A 20880-nucleotide genomic window follows, 5' to 3' on the forward strand; every position below is an offset into this window, starting at 1 on the left:
GCCACACCTCAGTAAAACAATCCATTATTCAGGCACTCTGATATTCCGCCGATAACGATCATTCACTTGATTACATTTCCTTTAGAATCATATACACCGATCAGTTCAGGATCTTCAGCAACGTTTTTTAAGATGGCTATATGTGCATTCGTTACAAAGACTTGTGTACGAAAAGCAAATATTGCCGTATCGCCGACTTTTGCTTCAACTGTATTTAATGAACCATAATAATCAATATGATCAGGTGTCATTTCAATAGCTTGAACCTTTTTAAGATGATCTTTGTTTCTTCCAACGAGCGCTGCTTTCATATGCGAACGTGGATAGAAACCGCCGCCGAAAACATAAGCATGATGATTAGATATGTGGGATACTTCAGTTACGTATACCATCGCAGGTCTTTCTGCAAGTTTTTTCGTTGCATGAATGGGTGTCGTTCCAATTAAAGCATGGCCGGGTTCGCCTTGAGTTGCACCATTTTCCTTCAATAGTTTCATTGTTGCACAAGAAGTTGCACTTGGCATATTCATCTCAAGCCTTCTATACCCTCTCTCCATTAAAAACGATTTTACGGTTTGCATGGATGTTACATTCGGAGTAACTGCCGGAAGGCCGTCTTGGATCAATATGCAAGGAAAGCTTGTTAAACCTGCAATTTCAAGTCCATCTAATTGTTCAATCGATTCGATATCCTTAACGATTTGTTCAAAAGTGAACCCCCCCTCTTGACCTTTGTATATATAATCCTCTTTGTTTGCGATACGTAAAAGCACTTTTTGTTTTTTTCTCATTTCCATAGCTACTCTACTGATGTTTCGAGCATTTTCAAGGCTGAAAACCGTAACATAATCAGGATTTAGATCCAATATAGCCGGTATCATGTGAATAGGTATTTGAACAAGGTGTCCGACATGCCCAATCTTAATTCCATTTTGACTGAGTGTGATTGCCTCCCACGGGTCTACAGCAACGGCTTTGCCGATTCCGCTTTCGGCTATAGCTTGTGCCACCAACGGATTACGGCCAAATTGCTTCGTCATAAAAAACAGTTCAATATCCTGTTTTCTGGCTTTTTCACTTAATACTTTTGCATTTTTCTTGACGGTGTCCAAGTCTAATACATAAGTGTTAGGTGAAATGATTCCCTGCTGATGAAGTTCCAATGCAGCTTCTATTAATTTTTTGTTATATTTTAATGTAGATTCCAAAAACATCAGTCTGTCTCCTCTTTTCCTTTTTGCATTAAATGAAGGAATGAACTGCCGTTTTCAGTATTGCGAAGCCCTAGATAATCAGCAGAAGTTGCAGCAATGTCGGCTAGCGTTTTTCTTTCCCCTATGTTAACGGGCGATAGTTTTTTGTGATAAGCCAGCAAATACGTTTTTTCCCGTGTGTGTTGGTTATGGCCGATCGTAGGATCATTCCCGTGATCTGCACTAATCATCAGCAGATCCTGATCTGTCATTTTCCGGAGAATTTCCGGCAAATATTGATCTACCATTTCAATCCGATTTGCATAACGCACGGGATTCTGTGCATGTCCGGCTAAATCGGTTTCTTGTACTGTGGCAGCAATCACGCCTTTTTTGACACGGTCCATCTCCTGTATAATATCCTTCATGACTTGTTCTGTATCTACACCCGGAAATCTATTTGCACCTTCACAATAAATGATGTCCTGCATTTTTCCGATAAGAGAAACTTCCATTCCCCTATTTTTCGCCAATGTCGGCAACTGATTTTCAGGAGAGATACCAAAACCTAAGTGACGAACTTGATATCCTTGCTTGTATACATTAGATTTAGGCGAATTCACCCCTACTAATCCGTCTTCTCTTCTTTCAACTGACCTCTGCAAGTGTTCAGGTGTTACATTTTCTCCTCCAAGAACAATCACACGATTTACTTTAACATGATGACGGACGCATCTTCCTATTTTCAACACTTCATCAAACGAAATATAATCCAGCGGAGCGCTTACATTATAAATTTGCCCGTAATCTGTTTCGATATTATCGGCTACGACTACTAAATCGTTTACTAATAAATACGGCAATTCTGAGTTCGGTATGTTAACTTTATAACCCTGATCTTCCAAAGCGAGTTTAACATGATTGAGATGTTCCACAAAAGGAGCTAAATATGTCTTTTTAGGCTTTGTTCCCATGATTTCATTATGACCTTCAAAACTGTCCGCTCCTTGATGCATCAGGTTTAAAACACCATGGCTGGCAATATGATCTATATTTTTCAATTTAGGATGGTGCAAAATTTTATTAATACCCAATTTTTCGAGATTCGGAATGTTTAAAGAAGGCACCGTATCAAGTATGTGATAGAAAGTATTGGCGCCAACATCTAAAGGATGATAATCGCTTGCATCTTCCATATAACCGACACCTAAGCTGTCTAATATTATGATAATGACTCTTTTATTCATTTATATCATCGCCTTTTGAAGAATTTACGCTAAGCTCTTCTGTTGCTCGATGAACGGATATGTTTAGAATTCTTAAAATGGTCTCAGGACCGCTTCTTAATGGATTAATGCGGATCATTTTTTTGGCCAGTGATGGATCTTCAGATAAAAAAGTGCCAGACACTCTGTAAAACATTGGTGCAAACTCGTATTTTGATTCAGCACCTATCGGATGGGGTGCTGCTCCCAATTCATTAGCATGATGAAGCACTTTTTCTGCAATTGGTTTAACAAACTCTACAAGTAAGACTTTTGATTGTGCATTTGCCAAATAAACCTTTTTAACACCCTTAATGGCTCCATTATTAAGCGAGTGAACCAACTGATCATTGACACTTGCTTGTATTGCCAGCATAACCGGAGCATATATCAGACCCCTTAAAGCTTCTAAAGCTTCATAACCTTGAACCTGGCTTCCACCTGAATAATTTAATTTTTCTATTTTTTCTATTAAATCACTTCTGCCTAAAATGACTCCAATACCTTCCGGACCTAACAGCTTGAACAATGAAAAGGTGGACAAATCGGCTTTGACTTGTGCTCCAATCTTTTCCGCTTTCATCGCAGCATAGTTGTCATCCGTAATAATGACTAGATCAGAATGAATGGAACGTATTTTTTTTATCGTTTCAGCCAAATCATAATGGTCCTCTATTTTTTGCCTCGTATGCTGAATCAATACACCTTTTAATTTGGGGTGTTTGAGAATGGCGTCTTTTATTTGTTCAGAATCATGAAAATCCGCGGATATTGGCAAGATCCCCATCGACTCTAACGTTGTTTTACTTGTTGGATATATCGGTGCATCATGGACAAGAATCTCGTCACCTGGCTTTAAAAAGCTCATAAAACCAAACCTCAATGCCCCTGTTCCTGCACCACGAACTAACATTGCTTTCTCTGTGCCAAAGAAATCAGCTAGTGTCTCTTCTATTTTTTTTGTGAACCGCGGTTTATTGATTCCTTTTACAACGCCTAAATCGCCAAGTGAAAGCAATTCTTCTCCTCGAAAATGTCTTGTCATGACATCAACCAACCTAAATTGTCTATGCATGGCTTCTTCAATAGATAGGCTATCTAGAGGATAAGTTTCCATACTCATTCACTCTCCCCTTTCATAAAAGCGCGAGGATTTTTAATCAACATCTTATCAATTGATTCACCAGTTATTCCATAGGTTTGCAAGAGAGGGATAAACGTGTCTATCAAATATGAATAGCCCACCCCGCCTTTATATGCCAAATGTGATTTTCTGGTGATGTCCATAGACAGCAGAACCTTGTCTATATACCCTTTAGCCTGTATTTTTTTCAATATTTCTGCTCGAACACGATCAGGCATATAATTTTCTTTACCTACTGTATCGAATTCTACATACACACCTTCTCTCAGCATTTTCAATATATAATCGGCATCTCCTGATAAATCAACATGCCCTATCACCACTCGGTTTAAATCAACTTCATGTTTTTTAAAAAATTCTACTTGTTCATGTCCTAATGTTCCTATGGAAGTATGGGTTGATATTGGTTTTTTGGTTTGCTTATGTGCCATAACAACCGCTTCAAATACTTTTTGTTCGGTTTCCGTCCATTTATTGTAACTCGTTCCAATCTCACCGATGACCTCGGCCTTGGCATCTGTTCCTCTAATTCCTTCAACAATCTCCAGTATCATTCTTTCTGCCAACTTTTCTTTCGATTCACGAAACACATGGATCGGGTAAAAAGAATCTTGGTAGAAACCAGTTGAAAAGACAATATTAATGCCTGTTTCTTCTGCAACTTTTTGGACGTATGTAATATTTCTCCCCATTCCAATATTCGTGACATCAACAATATTGCGTACGCCCTTTTCGTATAAACTTTGAAATTCTCTAACGGTTTCAGGAAATACATCCAACTTACAATCTTCATTGTTTTTTACTTCGGAAAGGTCTATCGTTGTATGTTCATGCATATAGGTCATTCCGTCTTTCAACATTCGGAAACTTCCCCTCTTTCGATGATTTAGCCAACCTGCCATAAACCGACTGCATAGAGAAGATTAGCAACAATCCCCAATAATATAACTGCAATAGGGCCAACAGCCAATTCAACAAGTGGTTTTGATGCTATTCGGTTTATTAAATAAAATCCAATCACCCAAAAGAAACCAATACCGGGAGCAATTTTTTCCCCTGCCATCGCACTGCCAATTAATATAGCCATTCCTAGAACATCTGACAGTGAAGTGCGGATATGCTCCCCCATCTCCCTTACACCAGGCAGTTTGTCCATGCTTTTTGATACTGCGGATAATGATATGACCTCTACATACATGACTAAAAAGCCCAACAGAAATGCTAAAATCGGTATATCCCTGAAAATAAGACCGATTGCAAATACCAGTGTGGTACCAGCTAAACCATAAACCCCCGTTACGATTGCAGTTGAAAAAACTAAAGGGATGAAGCCAATTCCGCGTGCAAATGTAGCGATTGCCGCCTCTGTGTAAAGCTCTTTATTAATCAATGCTTGAGGCATTGCATCCACTGCTAAAATCAACATGGATGATGTTAAAGAAACAAGTCCTCCCATAAGGGCTAATAACCAGCGGTTTTTCTTAATTCGATTTACACGCTCATTAAATATATTCACTAAATTTGCATTAGTAGATTCATCTCCGCCTCTAATTCTCGCTGCATAATAAATCATCATTAACATTCCTGCTAATAATGCCATTCCTTCAGGACTGAGCGAAATTTTATATCCTGCAGCTTGAAATGTTCCAAACTTCTCGAATAAGAGAAGAGAAGCCAAAGTTACGATTGCAGTGACGGCGGCTTTTTTTAAACCGTGCTGATATCCAACCGCTACAGCTGGAAATACTGTAAATGCAATAATAATAGGCTGACCAATAAGACTTAAAGAATCTATAAAATTCACGGGAAACATGCCAAATAAATCTACTACAAATTGCAGTCCTAAAACGATTCCAATACTATAAACGGCACCAATAACTCCTGCAGTTATCATGCCTATTTTGTTTTCCGGAGTCCAAATGCCGATAATGTCACACGCCAATAAAATACTGTGCCCAATAATGATTGTTGCTCCTATGGACAGCGGAATACCAAACCCTATGATTAAGCCAAAACTTAATGCAAAGCTTGTTGCAGCAAGCTCCCCTCTTGTCATTCTACCCTCAAGGTATTCAGGCATAATCGGACGCAAACCATCATTAAACACAGCTACCCCGCGATTAACTAGTATGGAACCTAATGCACCAACAGCCGCTATGACAAGACATTGAATTAAAGAAAGGTCCATTACATTATTCACCTCTATGATTTTTCTCATCTTCTTTACATCATGTCATCCATGCTTCTTCAATCATCTTAGAAAGCGCTTTCACTAACTAGAAAAAATTTATACAACTGAAGCCGGCATAACAAAATATAAAGATAAAGTTCATTTATTTTAATAAATAAGGAATTAAAATGTTTAATATATTTTGTGAAGATGAAGCTGTGAAACCGAAAGCGATTTTGCCGCTTTCTACTTCCTTCTCGATCTCTTCCTTGTTTTTTATGGTACTGGGAGAAGCCAAGGTGACGCATTTATCTTTACCTAATAATGCAATTGCCATTGCAAGCGCACCTCCAGATCCAGTTTCACAAGCGCCAATATAATAATCTGCCTTATTGTTTTTCACAGCCATAACGGCGTCCAAATCACCTTTGACCAAAACTTCTACATTGCTTCCCCCAATTTTTTTAACAAGTTTTTCAATCGCTTGTTTTTTCAACTGTCCGCCTATTACAATTCTCACCATAATAAAACCCTCCTATTTATTAGATTCTATGACTTTATGAAGATGAAGATAAAAATAAACGCGCTCACCTTCTGGAAGTTCTAGACTTGCCAGTGAATGTATAAAGTCTATCACTTCTTCTATAGCATTTTTATATGGTGTTTCATACACTTCATTGATGATGGCATTTGCAGGCCCTTCTTCGCTTTCTCCCCTTTCAATTCTAGTTAAAGCCATCGCCATGTGCGTCCAAAACATTTCAGAGTCTTCGATCACCTCCTTTTTCAGCTTTTTTGATAAGAAAACAAATGTGTTCAAAGTTGTATTGAAAGCATTTTTTGTCATCACTCGACTCGTTAGTAAAATAGACAACTTTTCTTCTAGCTGTATTTGATTCACGCCAGTTCCTCCAATATACTGTATTTAGTATTTTAAATTAAATTTTAAATGCTAACCCATCGCTTATTTATTGAATGATAAGTCGGATGGGCCGGCATTTTAATAGCGAGGTATTTTCTCTCCCTTTTCTACACTTTTTTGGGTATCTAATATTTGTTTCTCATTAACCAAATTCCATTTTTCTGCTATTTCTTTTTCTCTGTCTCCTTCAATAACAATAACGGCTTCTGTTGTATCCTTGGAAATTTTCTTTGCATTCGGTGAAAAAAAATCGATTGCTTTAAACGTTTGAATCATTCTTTTGTCATCAGCATTCCAAACTGCTGCATCAATTTGTTTTGAAAGAAGCATATCAAAAAGCTGCATATAATTCACATTAACAAATTCAGTATTTTCATTTCCAAATTCAGATAATGTTAATTGTTTCTGATCTAGAGATTCCAAATCAACACCTACTCTTACGGCATCCTTACCTATTTCCTCATCTGGATGAGCTAAGAAGATTTTATGGGAAGATACATAACTACTTTCCCCGAATTTCTTGAATATTTTCAAATTTGGATATTCTGCTATTATATGATCTGCCGTCATCTTAGAAACAATTGCAAAATCACTTCTTTTTGTTCGGACTGCTTCGATTCGATTCACTCCGCCACGCATGTAGATCAAGTTAACTGTTTTTCCTGCTGATTCAAACCCTTCCACTATCCCTGTTGCCAGACCCTCATATTTCCTGGAATACGGAAGTGGCATTGAGCCGATTAATGGTGCAATACCTGCAATCTCAAGTAGTAAATTGTTATCCTTACTTACCAAAAACGTTCCTAAATGGCCTCTAGCCTCCAAATGAATCGCTTTCATATCAACCAATAAATTCAGTGCACTTTGCACAGTCCCTCTGCCGATGGATAACTTATGACAGTAGTCTGAAATGCGGGGAATTTTTTCTCCTGCTTTGATATTCAACAATTCTTTAGCAATATTTTTAGCTGCCAAACCATTTTTAGAGTAAAATTTTTCCCACATAATTCATCTTCCTCAAAACAATATACTATATTCTGTATAGTCAATTATAAGAGTTGCATCCTAAATTTGCAATAGTATTTTATTCAGAATACTAAAACAAAAATTTGTTGCCTCATCATAAATGAATGATAAGTCCTCCTTGTCCCTTTTTCTGCGTGATAAAAAAAGCAGCCCTTTGGCTGCTTCTTTTTTATGAATCATAAATATGGACGGTCGGTTCCTTGTCTCCCGGCTTTTTCAGAATGACGGCTTCCTGTCCGGCTGACGAATTAATGTTGATCTCAACGTTCAGTCCACTTTTGCCGTAGTAATCCATCACTTCACCGGTCAAGAATTGGGTAAAGGCGATGACTTCGCTTTTGCCGTAAAACTGCATCGGGATATTAATTTTCATGTCCTGCATTTGGCCGTCTTTATAGAGAGCCGTGCCGACAACCCCTGTGTAGTTTGGAAAATACGTATCGACTTTGTTTTTAAAGCGTTTGAAGAGCTCCGCGTCATCCGGATGTTTCTCCGAACCTTCTGTTGAAGGGAAGAACGTGTACTCTTCATTGATTTTATCCCAACCGCCGAGCTCGCTTGTCCCTGCTTTCACATCGGTTTTGGCGATAAAGTTTCCAGGTACAATCGATGACTTAGGCGCCTGCTTGTACAGCATGATCGTCAGCGGAATATTTTTCAAATCATCCATGTTTCTGATCCGTTTCGCCACTTCCTCGGCGATTTTTTCGCCTTCCTGCCTCAGCTTTTTGTCGCTGATGGTCACTTCTTTTTGCGGGTCGCCGACATTTTCGCGGTAGTAGTAGACAGAGTTCAGCGCAAGGCCGATCACGACGCCTCCGAGCTCAATCGTATCCTTGTCTTTGCGGACGAGGTAATCGTGCTCAAGCATATGGGCGAGGTAAACTGGGCTTTCTTCGTTTTGCTTCTCTGTTGATCCGCTTCCGGAAAGGGCCGGGTTCAGCCCGAGGTTTTTGAAGTTTTTATCGTCTTTCTCCGTTTTTTTCAGGTCGTCCCCCGTTTTTTTGCGGGCGAGCCAGCTCGTGACTGTATCTTCATCCAGGTATTGTCCTTCTTGAAAAAGGTAATCGTCAGTAGAAAATGAATCTTGCGCAAGGCGCATCATGCCTGTCTCAAATTCATCGATATCCAGCCGCGTATTCAGGCGTTCGGTCGTCAAGCCGCGGGCTTTCCCCGCCTTGAAAGGAAGAACCATTTTATAATAAGAATCGGAGATGTTGTATTTCGGAATGATGGCTTTTTCTTTCGACTTATCCGTTTTCTGCACCATCTCCTGCTCTTCTTCTCCCCCAAAATTCGGCGCACAAGCTGAGAGCATGAGCATACCCGCAGCAGCCGCCAAACATAATATCTTTTTCAATAGAAAACACTCCTCTTATTTCTTTAGCTCACTGATCAGTCTTGCCTCATCCCATACTTCGATGTTCAGCTCTTCAGCTTTCGCCAGTTTGCTGCCTGCCGCTTCGCCGGCAATGACGAGATCGGTTTTTTTGCTTACACTGCCTGTGATTTTTCCGCCGAGCGCTTCAATTTCCGCTTTCGCGTCGTTACGCGACAATTCGTTTAGCTTCCCGGTCAGGACGATCGTTTTCCCCGCAAAATACGAATCGCTCGCTTCAGCGGCCGCTTTTTTCGGGCCTTTATACACGGTGTTGACCCCTAGGTCTTCGAGCTCGCCCAACAGCTTCAGAATCTCTTCTTTTTCAAAATAGGTGACGAGGGCGTCCGCCATCTTGTCGCCGATTTCATCGACTTCGATCAATTCTTCTTTTGTCGCTTTTTTGAGCTTGTCGAGCGTTTCAAAATGCATTGCCAGTGTCTTGGCCGCTTTGGCGCCGATGAAGCGGATGCCGAGTCCGAAGAGAAGCCGTTCCAATGAGTTCTCCTTCGATTTTTCAATCGACTTCAATAAGTTGTCGGTCGATTTTTCCCCCATCCGCTCGAGATTGATCAGCTGCTCGCGCGTCAGCTTATACAGATCCGCGACATTGTGGACGAGGTCTTCGCGGAACAGCTGGGTGATGACGCGCTCGCCAAGACCGTCTATATTCATCGCGTTCCGGGAAACGAAATGGATCAGGCCTTCCCTGATCTGAGCCGGGCATTCCGGATTGATGCAGCGAAGCGCGACTTCTCCTTCGATTCTGACAATCTCGCTTCCGCATTCCGGGCATTCCTTCGGCATGTTGAATTCTTTTTCTTCGCCCGTCCGCTGTTCGACGAGGACGTTGACGACCTCCGGAATGATGTCTCCCGCTTTTTTGACGACGACTTTATCCAGCAGTCTGATATCCTTTTCTTTAATTAAATCTTCGTTGTGGAGAGAAGCTCTTTGGACGGTCGTTCCCGCCACTTTTACAGGTTCGAGAATCGCAGTCGGGGTCACTGCGCCCGTCCGGCCGACGCTTAATTCAATGTCCAAAAGCGTCGTGACAACCTCTTCGGCAGGAAACTTGTAGGCGATCGCCCAGCGCGGGCTTTTCGCCGTAAAGCCGAGCTCTTCCTGCTGGTCAAGGGAGTTGACTTTAATGACGATCCCGTCAATTTCATACGGGAGGTCGGCGCGTTTTGTCTTGAGCTCTTCGACAATCTCAATGACTTCTTCGATCGTGCTGCATTTTTTTCTTTCATGATTGGTTTTAAAGCCGAGTTCGTCGAGGAAATCGAGACCCTGGCTTTGCGTTTCAACGCCCATCTCATCAAGCTCCGCTATACTGTAGACGAAGATATCGAGATTTCGTTTCGCGGCAATTTTCGGATCGAGCTGCCTTAATGAGCCGGCAGCGGCGTTCCGCGGGTTGGCAAACGGCTCTTCATCCCGTTCGAGCCGCGCTTTGTTCAGCAGTTCAAAGGAGCGCTTCGGCATAAAAGCCTCGCCGCGCACTTCAATTGAAAGGTCGCGCTTCATTCTGAGGGGAATGTTTCTGATGGTCTTCAAATTTTCCGTAATATCCTCACCCGTCGTTCCGTCGCCTCTCGTCGCACCTCTGACAAATACGCCGTTTTCATAGCGCAGTGAAACAGCAAGACCGTCTATTTTAAACTCGACGTTGTACTCAACATCTCCGACCGCCTGGCGGACGCGGCGGTCAAAGTCGCGCAGATCTTCTTCATTAAACGCGTTGCCAAGACTCAGCATCGGCGTTTTATGCTGCACTTTTTGAAAGGCGTCCAAAACGGCTCCGCCGACGCGCTGAGAAGGAGAGTCGGGCGTTTTCAGGTCGGGATGCTCTTCTTCAAGAGCAATCAATTCCTTCATCAGCTTGTCATATTCGGAATCAGGCACGCTTGGATCATCAAGGGTGTGATATTCGTAGTTGTATTTGTTAATCAATGCATGCAGTTGTTCCACACGGCGTTTAGCTGCTTCTTTTTCCATTGGTTTCGTCCTTTCATTTCAGGTCTTTTGCCATTATTGCTTTTCAATTGGCGCAAAGGCCGCGAGAAGACGCTTCACTCCAGTCGGGCTCGGGAAGGCGATGTCAAGCTCAGTCGATTCGCCGGATCCTTTGACGCTGACAACGGTTCCGACGCCCCATTTTTTATGGGAGGCTTTGTCGCCAACTGCCCAGGCGACTCCGTCGCCGCCGGTTTTGCTGTACGATGCTGCCGGCCGGGTAACGGGGCCTCTCCGCTCAGGCTTTCTTCCAAACGGCGTTTTCAGATCTTTTTTCTTCTCGTTTAGATTGTCCAATAATTCCTCTGGTATTTCCGCAATGAACCTTGATTCAGGGTTCATATTCGTTCTCCCGAACAATGTCCGCATCCGGGCGTTTGTTAAATAAAGTTCTTCCTCAGCCCTCGTGATGCCGACGTATGCGAGCCTCCGCTCTTCTTCCATCTCCGCTTCCTCCATCAGAGAGCGGCTGTGTGGGAATACCCCTTCTTCAAGCCCCATTAGGAATACAACCGGGAATTCGAGTCCTTTTGCGGCATGAAGCGTCATTAAGATGACCGCGTCTTGACTTCCGGTCTCTTCTTCCTTCTGATCAAGCTGATCGATATCGGCGATGAGCGCCAAATCGGTCAAAAAAGCGACGAGAGATTTGTCTTCGCTTTGCTGCTCAAAGTTTTTCGTTACGGAGAGAAATTCGTCGATATTCTCAAGGCGGCTCTGCGCCTCCAGGGATTTTTCCGCTTTCAGCATTTCGCGGTATTCGGTTTTTTCAAGGATTTCTTCCGTAAGCTCTGTGACGGATAAGTATTCCTGCATATTCGTCAGGTTTTCGATCGTCTGTCTGAACTCATCAAGCGCGTTGGCCGCTCTTGCACTAAGGCCGATAAAGTCAACCTGGCCGAGCGCTTCAAATAAAGACATTCCGTTCATATCGGCATAAGCCGCGATTTTATCGACTGAAGTCGCTCCAACGCCGCGCTTCGGCACGTTCACGATCCGCGCAAAGCTGATATCGTCGTCAGGGTTTGCGACGAGGCGCAAATATGCAAGGATGTCTTTGATCTCTTTTCTGTCATAGAATTTCGTGCCGCCGACGATGTTGTAGTTGATGTTCGCTTTCATCAGTGTTTCCTCGATGACCCGCGATTGGGCATTTGTCCGGTACAAAATCGCGATATCTGAGAAGGATCGTTTTCCAGAGCCGACGAGCTCCAGGATTTTGCCCGCGACAAATTGGCCTTCGCCAAATTCGTTGTCGCCTCTGAAGTAGGAGATTTTCGCCCCTTCGTCATTTTCGGTCCAGAGGTTTTTCGGCTTTCTGTTTGAGTTGTTCTGAATGACTTCATTGGCCGCGTTCAATATCCGCTTAGTCGACCTGTAGTTTTGTTCGAGCAAAATGACGCTTGCATTCGGATAGTCTTTTTCAAACGACAGAATGTTGGCAATGTCCGCTCCGCGCCATCTGTAGATCGACTGGTCGGAGTCCCCGACGACGCAGATGTTTTGGAAGCGCTGCGCCATTTTTTTGACGAGCAAATACTGCGCCCTGTTCGTATCCTGATACTCATCGACATGAATGTATTGGAATTTCCGCTGGTAGTATTCAAGCACTTCCGGCACACGGTCAAACAGGACAATCGTCGTCATGATCAAATCGTCAAAATCGAGCGACTGATTTTTCCGCAGTTTCTTCTGATAATCTTTGTAGACATCGCTGACGACTTGTTCAAAAAAACCGCCGGCCGTTTTCTCGTACTCTTCCGGGTCGATCAATTCGTTTTTCGCACTGCTAATCGATCCGAGTATGCTTCTAGGATCGAATTTTTTCGGATCGATATTTCTTTCTTTTAGGATTCCTTTAATGACGGAAAGCTGATCAGACGTATCAAGAATCGAGAAGTTCCGGTTGATGCCGATTCTGTCGATGTCTCTCCGCAAAATTCTGACACACATGCTGTGAAACGTCGAAATCCAGATGTCATCCGCTCCCGGTCCGAGAATGCGTTCCACACGCTCTTTCATTTCTCTGGCCGCTTTGTTCGTAAACGTAATCGCCAAAATGTTCCACGGGGCAACGCGCTTCTCCGCCATTAAATATGCAATGCGGTGTGTCAATACCCGCGTCTTTCCGCTTCCTGCTCCGGCCATAATCAAAAGCGGACCGTCCGTCGTTTTGACCGCTTCCTGCTGCATCTTGTTTAATCCGCTTAATAATTGGTCGCTAATGTAATTCAATTCCGTTCACCGCCTATTCAAACATATGTTCTATTATAAACCAATCCGGTTCGTTGTGCTCATCCTTTTACGGCATGTACCGTTTTCAGCGCTTCTTCGAAGTTCTCATAAATCGCGTTTCCGACTACGATCACATCGGCGTGTTCAGCCATTTTAACCGCCGTCTCTGCATCTTTGATACCGCCGCCGTAAAACAGTGTCGTTTCCTGAAGCACGGCTTTTGTCTCCTTAACGGTCTCTGAATCACCCAGCATGCCGCTGTATTCAAGATAAAAGACCGGAAGGCGGAAAAGATGTTCAGCCACGCGGGCGTATGCTTTAATATCCTCAATGTCAAGCTCGGTATCTGCGTTCGTCAAAGCGGCAGCCTTGCAGTCCTGATTCAAAATACAGTACCCTTCAACAACAATCTCTTCAGGCGACATCAGCTCGCCGTATTCTTTCATCGCCTTTTTATGTAAGCCGGCAATCCAGTCTGTATCCCTGCTGTTGAGCACAGTCGGAATAAAATACAGGTCAAACCCCGGGACGATCGCGTCAATCGTCGACACTTCAAGGACGCACGGCACTAAAAAGCGGCGCACCTTTGACATCAGCCGAAGGACGTCATCTTCTGTGACATGGTCGCTTCCGCCAATCAAAACCGCGTCTGTTCCGGATTCGCACAGCTGTTCAAGCTGATCATCCGTAATATCTTTATTCGGATCGAGTTTAAAGACGTGCTTCCACTCGGTAATATCGTACATGAAAAAAGCTCCTCCATTCGTTCTTACCATTTAAATATTATAACAAATTCAGCCCCTTTCGAAAAACGGATAACGAATAAACGATAAACGGGCAGAAAGCATAAAAAAACCGCCGGTGCTCAGTGCCCTGAGCCAGGCGGTTTCATGACATCATGATGATGTTTCAGATTGATTTGCTTTGACGCGGTCCAGCGCCATGATATAGGCGTCATTTCCGTAGTTCAGGCAGCGCTTCACCCTGGAAATGGTCGCGGTGCTCGCTCCGGTTTCCGTCTCAATTTTATGATACGTGTTGCCGTCGCGCAGCATTCTGGCTACTTCGAGCCGCTGAGCCAATGATTGAATTTCATTTATTGTGCATAAATCATCGAAAAAACGATAGCATTCTTCGAGATCTTTTAGTGATAGTATGGATTGAAAAAGCTGGTCCAGCTCTCTCCCGCGCAATTTATCGATCTGCATCTTTACACACCTTCTCCTTTGCTAATAGAAACCTTGCTGAGATCGGGAACGATATTGATCCACGTTTTTCCCGGCACGAACGGAACGGTTTTGCCGTCCGTCTTCGGTATGATCCGGCCGTTTTCGTTCTTCCAGCTGATCCGATGGACTTCCCCGTTTTGCAGAAGGAGTCCTTTTCCGCCTGAACGAAGGTCAATATCCCTTCTCCCATACGCATCTTTCATATGATGTTCGGCTTCCGCTATTAGAATGTTTTGAAGAACAACCGGTTCTTCTGTTTCAAGGTCTGTTGTCAAAACGCCGTCTGACTTTCTCACATAGCCTTCAACCTTTTTATCATAACCATATTCGACACGGTTTGTAACGGATTTTGTTCCATAATCTAACCGTATAGAATAAAGCGCATCCGAAGGTTTGTCATGGCTTGCTTTAAAAGTGAGCTGTTCTGTGCGGGTTTCGATGGCATATCCTTTGTTATCTGCTGCTTGCTTTACGTTTTTGAATGACGTGTATGAATTATGGGGCGCTTCCCGAAAATCGGCCCTCCAAAACAGGCTGCCGTCGTAATCCATTCCATTGATATGATCGGCGTCGCCGTTCAACAGGCGGCTTTTTGCAGCCGGACTCCAGCCGTGATGCACCAAGATGCTGTCAAAACCGAGAGCCAAATCAATGAAATATTCCCGGGCGCTGCGGACTGGGCCAACCGCTTCAGGCATGTCGCTTTGATAGATCGCCAGCAATCGTGTGATCGGTCCTTCACTGAGAGCTTCAATGACAATGTCAGCCTTGCTTAATCCCGATTGCGGCCTTGCTTTTGAATGATTGTTCACCACAACGGCAATGGGCCGCTGCCGAATATCTCCGTCCGCCTTCAATCCTGTCAGCGGATGAATGTTCTTTTCCTTTTCCTGCTGTTCCTGCGACTGGCACGATGCAAGCAGTAAAAGCGAAGCAAAACAAAGCAGTACTCTTACATATCGATTAACCATAAATTAGCTCCCGCTCTTTTATATTTTAACGCATTATCGATGGAAAGAGTACAGTTTTTTTCATCACATCAAAGATCCCTTTCGGCGTCACCCTGATATAAGGCAGATGAGTGCTTTGCAAAAAGAGCAGGGTGTAGATCGGGTCGTCAAACGTATAGCCCCTTTCAAACAGAAGCTCTTTTAACGCTTTTTCCCTTTCAAGCACCTTTTCATACGTCTCATTTGATGCGCCGCCGCTTAAATGAAGAGGAATTTCGTGCAGAATTTTTCCGTTTTCCGCTAATACGATACCTCCTCCGATTTCTTTCATCCGTTTGAAGGCCAAAAGCATGTCTTTCTTGTTTTTGCCGATCACGATAATATCTCCCGTTGTCGAATAGGAGCTGACAAACCCTTGGACGCGGGTTGCAAAGCCTTTCAGCATCGTATTGACACGCCACTTTCCGTATTTGTCGAACAGCGAGAGATAGCTTTCATCATGGTCAAAAGAAAGCTGGTTCACAGAGTTGTCAATTTCAATCGTATAAGGCTCCATAATGACGGAATTCCTCATTTTTAAGCCGAGCGGCATCGAAAACTGCAAATCATCCATCGTTAGATCATATGAAAGGTTCAGAGGGACAAGACCCCCTTTTTGCCAGTCCGGGACAGAAAACGCATTCATATTTGCGCCGTCTGATTTGATCAGACGCCCTTTTGCCAAAACCGTCTCTGGATTCGGCTCATCAGGGCTCTTCAAAATATTGAGCGTCGCGTATCTGCCCGGTGCAACCACACCGAGAATGTCTTCCATATGGTAATACTTAGCGATATTAAACGAAGCCATATTATAGGCGTCGATCAGCGGCACGCCCTCTTCGATGGCAATTTCAATCAGCTTGTTTGTCATGCCTTCTTTGTAAAAGTTCGGCGTTGCGCCATCCGTTGTATAAAACATATGGTCATAATGGTGAAAGCCTTCTTCGTGCAGCTCGCGCAAAATCTTTCGCAAATCAGGGCGGATGGAAGACTGCCTCAAGCCGACGTGGTATCCAAGTTCAAGCCGCTTCAGCACTTCCTTTCCAGTCATGGCTTCATGATCGGCGTCAGCGCCGAAAAGCTTCATCTTCGTCAGCGTTTTTTCCGATGCACCCGGAAAATGGCCTTCGATCCGCTTTCTTCTTCTTTTCGTGCACTGCATGCAATGAAGGAGCAGATCATCGCCGTCCAAAAGGCGCGGCCAGCCTGTCATTTCTCCTCCCTGGATGACATCCGGGTGTTCTCCCCAATGCTTTCGGTAATCGATCGATAAGATTTGATCTTCATTCAACACTTCAGTCTGCAAGTCATACCTTGACCACCAATAGTAGTGGACAGGCTGTTTTTTCAGTTCTTCCAATATAGAAAACGCTTTCTTTTTTCCGCAATGTAAAAGCAGAAACAAGTTGTCATTTACGAATGTCGTCGTTCCAAACTGTGACACATATTCAGCCAAAGTTTGGGGATTATAAATTTGAAAAGGATGTACATGCGGCTCAATATACCCGGGTACAATGTATTTTCCTTCACAATCTATTGTAGTTTTAACAGCCGTCTTCGGCAAGTCACGGCCGACGTAAACGATTCTGTCATGATGAATCCATACGTTTGCCTGAATCCATTGCTTTACATACGGGTTCAGTACAGATGCATTTCGTAAAAGGAGCGTTGGCTGCAGCCTTGAACTTACAACATCAACTTGCGATCTGATGTGTTTGTTTTTCCAAATTAAGGTGCGTTCGGACATTCACATACTCTCCTTTACATGTAATGATCCTATGTTAACACATTTACTATGGTCACGCATTACCAATCCGTTACAATTTTTCGAAAAAACACTTTATTTAATTATTTAAATAGGAGGAATGAAGTATGAAGCAAAACATCGGACTGTTTGACGCCGTTTTTCGTATCGCCTGCGGGCTGACGATCCTGTCTGCAGCAGCAGCAAAATTCACGAGAAAACCGTGGTGCAGAATGACGCTTTTCTGCATGTTTATGGGAGCGATGAAGGCCGCTTCCGGCATTTTAAGATTTTGTCCCATGACGTATGTTTGCCAAACGTATATGAAACAGCAGGGAGAGACTGGCGAACAATCATAAAAAGCACCTTTTACAGGTGCTTTCAGACCGTTGACAAAATAGGTCGGATTTCTAAGATCCTACCTATTTTTGTCCAGTTTATTTTGTTTTTTCGATGAAAAAGCCGGCGATTAGGGCCTTTCCACATCCAATTCGCAAGCTTTTTTAGATTCATGGCAGCGAAAACAAGCATCGCCTGCATGGACAATTTTTTCTTTCCCCGCAGGGTTGTCCAGCGCAGGCCATGCTTGTGTTTTAATTTCGCAAAAACCCGTTCGATGGTTTCGCGCATGGAGCGATGCCCAAACACGTATTGAATCAGAACCATTTTGATCAATGCAACGGGATTAATGCTTGGACGTCCTTTTGAAGAATAAAGAGGGGCAACTTTTTCATAAATAAATGAAAAATCCACGGCTTCCTTCATCTTCCTGACCAGATGATCTTCAGAGACAAGTTCGCTTTAAGGCAACGACTTCAAGCTGTTCACGTTGATCTGTTGAGTGCTTGGACAACATCATCTAGATTCCACTCACATTTTTTTAAAAAAAGCTTGTCGATGAAGCCACTTTTTATGACTTTGTCGACAAGCTGAAACATCCCAAACCGGGATGCTTTTTTCTATTCGGTCAATTTTTCAATCTGGCCCATCACATCGCTGATCTGCTGAGCGCTTTGCACCAATTCTGACTGCTCCAGCTTCTCGACTGTTAATTTTCCCTCCTCAACACTTTTCAACACATCCTCAGCGCTTTTTTGCAGTGTTTCATTATGCTTCTCGATCGTGTTATGAATCTCGGTTGCGGCATCGGGAGGGGTTAATTCATTAAAATCGGCTGCAGCCTGCTGGATAGACTCAAGCTGAGTTTCCAGCTTTTCTTTTGCACCCGTGTCGTTTACAGCCTGTTCAGCCAAAGAAGGCGCCTCCTCCGCAAATGTCTTCACTTTTTGGATATAGCCGGCCGCTTCATTTGTATAGTTCAATCCGTCATTCACCTGATCAAGCATTCCGCATCCGCCTGCACCTAAAAGGCCCATTCCGGCAAGAACTATAAGAATTCTTTTCATTGTTTGCCTCCTTATCGTTTCTTTTTCATTTTTTCTTTCAAAATCGGAATTCATTTTTCTTTCACTAAACTTCACCAATTCACGCTTCAGCCATTTCCCGAGCTTAGACACGTCAGTCTCCTTTCCCTTTTGATAAAAATGAAAAAACTCCACCGATTTGGTGAAGTGGATAAACAAAAAGACCTTCACCAAATCAGATTTGGCAAAGGTCTCGCTAACAATTAGATTGCCAGCAAAGCCGAGGATCTAGGACATCCCGTAATGACGACTTTACTGTGACAGCTACTCCCCTTTGGAGTATTCATTTTTATTACTTTCATTTTAAAGCACAAGGCTTATCCAGTCAAATTCCTGCTGACCGGCTTATGAAAGAAATGCCCTGTCCGTAAAAAAACACCTTCTTGGGAAAGAAGGTGGCAGATTGTTGACGAAATCCTAAAACGGTTTAAAAGTTTTAGGATTTCGTCATCCTTTATAGGGGCTTTTTTTATGTTGAATGATGTCATTTTTGCAAATGCTCTCTTATACAGTCTTCACATAAAATCAAGCCGTTGCTCTCCAAAAACCTTTTGACATGGGCGAATCCTGATAGTCCGACAGGCTTGTCTATGTAATAAAACGTCTCGTCTTTTGATATTTGTTTTTTACCCTTTTGCAGGTTACATGACTCATATACTTTCTCCTTTCCTATCACTGTCTTAATAAAATGTTACTAAAGGTTGGGCGATTTTCCCACCGACAATAAAAAAGCACCTTTTCGGGTGCTTTTTTTGTCATCCTTCAGCGTGATTGAAAACCCTTGCAGTCTAGGAAGGCCGAGCATTGGAGCGGAGCGAATGTTGGAATTCGTGAGCACCGACGCGCAGGCCTGACAACGAATGCGAGGGTTTCTCGACACGCTGAAAGCACCTTTTCGGGTGCTTTTTTTAATTAGTTAGGCGCCGTTTCCCCTGCTGTCTTCACCCGCAGACGGAAATGTTTCAAGCCGTACATGCTGCTGTCGGCCATCGGCACGATCGCAAGCTTTTCCATCGAGGAATACTGCTTTAAGAGCGCCTCAATGGCGATCGCCGCTTCCAGCCTCGCGAGCGGGGCGCCCAAACAGAAGTGGATGCCGTGCCCAAATCCGATATGCGGGTTCGGATGGCGGTGAATATCAAATTCGTGCGCCCTCTCAAATTTCGTTTCATCACGGTTGGCAGAGGCAAGGAAAGCGATCACACCTTCTCCTTTTTTCAAGCTCACTCCTCTGATCTCGGTATCCTGTTTAACAAAGCGCACGATCATCGGCGCTGGCGCCCGGAAACGGACGGCTTCCTCGACGGCCTGCGGAATCAGTTCAGGATGCCTGGCGAGCTCGTCATACACACCCGGTGTTTCGAGAATGCTGTAGACCGCATTTGAAACCAAATTCGTCGTCGTTTCATTCCCCGCCATCAAGAGCAGATTGCAAAACGGAACCAATTCATCAGGGGAAAGCTTGTCCCCTTCTTGTTCGGCTTTGATCAAAAGCGAAATCAGGTCATTGCCGAGATTTTGTCTTTTCTCTTCAATCATCTTTTCAAAAAATGCGGTCAACTCTTCTTCGCCTTGATCCCTGATGTTTTTCCACTCGTTCACATCTTCTGGCCGATCGCTCTTCGGCAGGCTGACCAACAGGTCGGACCATTCTTTGAAATGATGCTTATACACCGAAGGAACGCCGAGCAATTCCGAAATGACGATTACGGGCAACGGATATGAAAAATCCTGTACAAGGTCGATCTCTTCCCTGCCGCGGACATCAGCGAGCAGTTCATTCGTCAGTTCGCGAATGCGCGGCTCCCACTCTTTCATGACGCGCGGTGTAAAAGCCTTGTTGACGATCGATCTGATTCTCGTGTGTTTCGGCGGATCCATGCTGATCATCGTTTTCGCAAACGTATTGCCAGTTCCAAGCTGAGGGAATTGATTTGAAAAAAAGTCTTTGTCGCTGATCACTCTTTTGACATCGTCATAACGGAACACGCTCCACACTTTGCTGTCTTCATCATAGTGAATCGGTGATTCGGTGCGCATTTTTTCATACCATGGAAACGGATCATACGGGTCTTGTCTGTTCTTTCCGTTAATCAGCGCTTTCTGAATAGGGTTTTGCTCTTTTGTTTGACTCATTCGCTT

General features: G+C 43.6%; 18 protein-coding genes and 2 pseudogenes. 1 reads left to right on the forward strand and 19 read right to left on the reverse strand.

Annotated elements, in window-relative coordinates; genetic code table 11:
* Positions 1-62: 62 nt before the first annotated feature.
* The 15 genes from H2R00_RS11410 to H2R00_RS11480 all read right to left on the reverse strand — a co-directional run bounded on the left by H2R00_RS11410 (position 63) and on the right by H2R00_RS11480 (position 17317).
* On the reverse strand, positions 63-1214 hold the full coding sequence (locus H2R00_RS11410; RefSeq protein ID WP_182069096.1) for a YhfX family PLP-dependent enzyme: 1152 nt from the start codon (positions 1212-1214) through the stop codon (positions 63-65).
* Entirely contained in the window at positions 1214-2440 is a 1227-nt protein-coding gene (locus tag H2R00_RS11415; protein WP_182069098.1) for a phosphopentomutase, read from the reverse strand. The genes H2R00_RS11410 and H2R00_RS11415 overlap by 1 nt, the downstream gene beginning before the upstream one ends.
* Entirely contained in the window at positions 2433-3581 is a 1149-nt protein-coding gene (locus H2R00_RS11420) for an aminotransferase class V-fold PLP-dependent enzyme (protein WP_182069100.1), read from the reverse strand. The genes H2R00_RS11415 and H2R00_RS11420 overlap by 8 nt, the downstream gene beginning before the upstream one ends.
* A complete protein-coding gene (locus tag H2R00_RS11425; RefSeq protein ID WP_182069102.1) occupies positions 3578-4462 on the reverse strand; it encodes a phosphotriesterase family protein in 885 nt (294 codons plus the stop codon). The genes H2R00_RS11420 and H2R00_RS11425 overlap by 4 nt, the downstream gene beginning before the upstream one ends.
* A 26-nt stretch (positions 4463-4488) precedes the next feature.
* Complete coding sequence (locus H2R00_RS11430; RefSeq protein WP_244958227.1) at positions 4489-5820, reverse strand: YhfT family protein; 1332 nt, start codon at positions 5818-5820, stop codon at positions 4489-4491.
* A gap of 115 nt (positions 5821-5935) precedes the next feature.
* Positions 5936-6295 carry a DUF2620 domain-containing protein gene (locus tag H2R00_RS11435; RefSeq protein ID WP_154999034.1) on the reverse strand — a complete coding sequence of 120 codons (360 nt, stop codon included), beginning with the start codon at positions 6293-6295 and terminating at the stop codon, positions 5936-5938.
* Between the two features lie 12 nt (positions 6296-6307).
* Entirely contained in the window at positions 6308-6673 is a 366-nt protein-coding gene (locus H2R00_RS11440) for a PRD domain-containing protein (protein ID WP_154999036.1), read from the reverse strand.
* Positions 6674-6772: 99 nt separating this feature from the next.
* The gene (gene yhfZ / locus H2R00_RS11445) at positions 6773-7699 is read right to left on the reverse strand and encodes a GntR family transcriptional regulator YhfZ (RefSeq protein WP_182069104.1); all 927 of its coding nucleotides are present in this window, start codon (positions 7697-7699) and stop codon (positions 6773-6775) included.
* 190 nt (positions 7700-7889) lie between these two features.
* Complete coding sequence (locus tag H2R00_RS11450; RefSeq protein WP_182069106.1) at positions 7890-9080, reverse strand: CamS family sex pheromone protein; 1191 nt, start codon at positions 9078-9080, stop codon at positions 7890-7892.
* 15 nt (positions 9081-9095) lie between these two features.
* Positions 9096-11099: an NAD-dependent DNA ligase LigA gene (ligA, locus tag H2R00_RS11455; RefSeq protein WP_182069108.1), complete on the reverse strand. Its 2004-nt coding sequence runs from the start codon at positions 11097-11099 to the stop codon at positions 9096-9098.
* Between the two features lie 33 nt (positions 11100-11132).
* A complete protein-coding gene (pcrA, locus tag H2R00_RS11460) occupies positions 11133-13352 on the reverse strand; it encodes a DNA helicase PcrA (protein ID WP_182069110.1) in 2220 nt (739 codons plus the stop codon).
* Positions 13353-13411: 59 nt separating this feature from the next.
* Positions 13412-14098 (reverse strand): heptaprenylglyceryl phosphate synthase, encoded by a 687-nt coding sequence (gene pcrB / locus H2R00_RS11465; protein WP_182069112.1) that lies wholly within the window; start codon positions 14096-14098, stop codon positions 13412-13414.
* A gap of 150 nt (positions 14099-14248) precedes the next feature.
* Positions 14249-14560: a YerC/YecD family TrpR-related protein gene (locus H2R00_RS11470; protein WP_182069114.1), complete on the reverse strand. Its 312-nt coding sequence runs from the start codon at positions 14558-14560 to the stop codon at positions 14249-14251.
* A 2-nt stretch (positions 14561-14562) separates the two neighbouring features.
* Positions 14563-15552 carry a DUF3048 domain-containing protein gene (locus H2R00_RS11475; RefSeq protein WP_182069115.1) on the reverse strand — a complete coding sequence of 330 codons (990 nt, stop codon included), beginning with the start codon at positions 15550-15552 and terminating at the stop codon, positions 14563-14565.
* A 25-nt stretch (positions 15553-15577) separates the two neighbouring features.
* Entirely contained in the window at positions 15578-17317 is a 1740-nt protein-coding gene (locus H2R00_RS11480) for an adenine deaminase C-terminal domain-containing protein (RefSeq protein ID WP_182069117.1), read from the reverse strand.
* 125 nt (positions 17318-17442) lie between these two features.
* Between H2R00_RS11480 and H2R00_RS11485 the strand changes: the two genes are divergently transcribed.
* Positions 17443-17673 carry a YgaP family membrane protein gene (locus tag H2R00_RS11485; RefSeq protein WP_003179554.1) on the forward strand — a complete coding sequence of 77 codons (231 nt, stop codon included), beginning with the start codon at positions 17443-17445 and terminating at the stop codon, positions 17671-17673.
* A gap of 22 nt (positions 17674-17695) precedes the next feature.
* Here H2R00_RS11485 and H2R00_RS21245 read toward each other — a convergent pair.
* The 4 genes and pseudogenes from H2R00_RS21245 to H2R00_RS11500 form a co-directional block, all read right to left on the reverse strand.
* A pseudogene (locus H2R00_RS21245) lies at positions 17696-17941 on the reverse strand (transposase); the annotation flags it as partial.
* Between the two features lie 39 nt (positions 17942-17980).
* A pseudogene (locus tag H2R00_RS21535) lies at positions 17981-18079 on the reverse strand (transposase); the annotation flags it as partial.
* Between the two features lie 194 nt (positions 18080-18273).
* Complete coding sequence (locus tag H2R00_RS11495; RefSeq protein ID WP_154999053.1) at positions 18274-18720, reverse strand: DUF6376 family protein; 447 nt, start codon at positions 18718-18720, stop codon at positions 18274-18276.
* A gap of 930 nt (positions 18721-19650) precedes the next feature.
* Positions 19651-20874 carry a cytochrome P450 gene (locus tag H2R00_RS11500; RefSeq protein WP_154999055.1) on the reverse strand — a complete coding sequence of 408 codons (1224 nt, stop codon included), beginning with the start codon at positions 20872-20874 and terminating at the stop codon, positions 19651-19653.
* Positions 20875-20880: the final 6 nt, after the last annotated feature.

It is taken from the genome of Bacillus haynesii (assembly GCF_014042035.1).
Classification (GTDB): Bacteria; Bacillota; Bacilli; order Bacillales; family Bacillaceae; genus Bacillus; species Bacillus haynesii.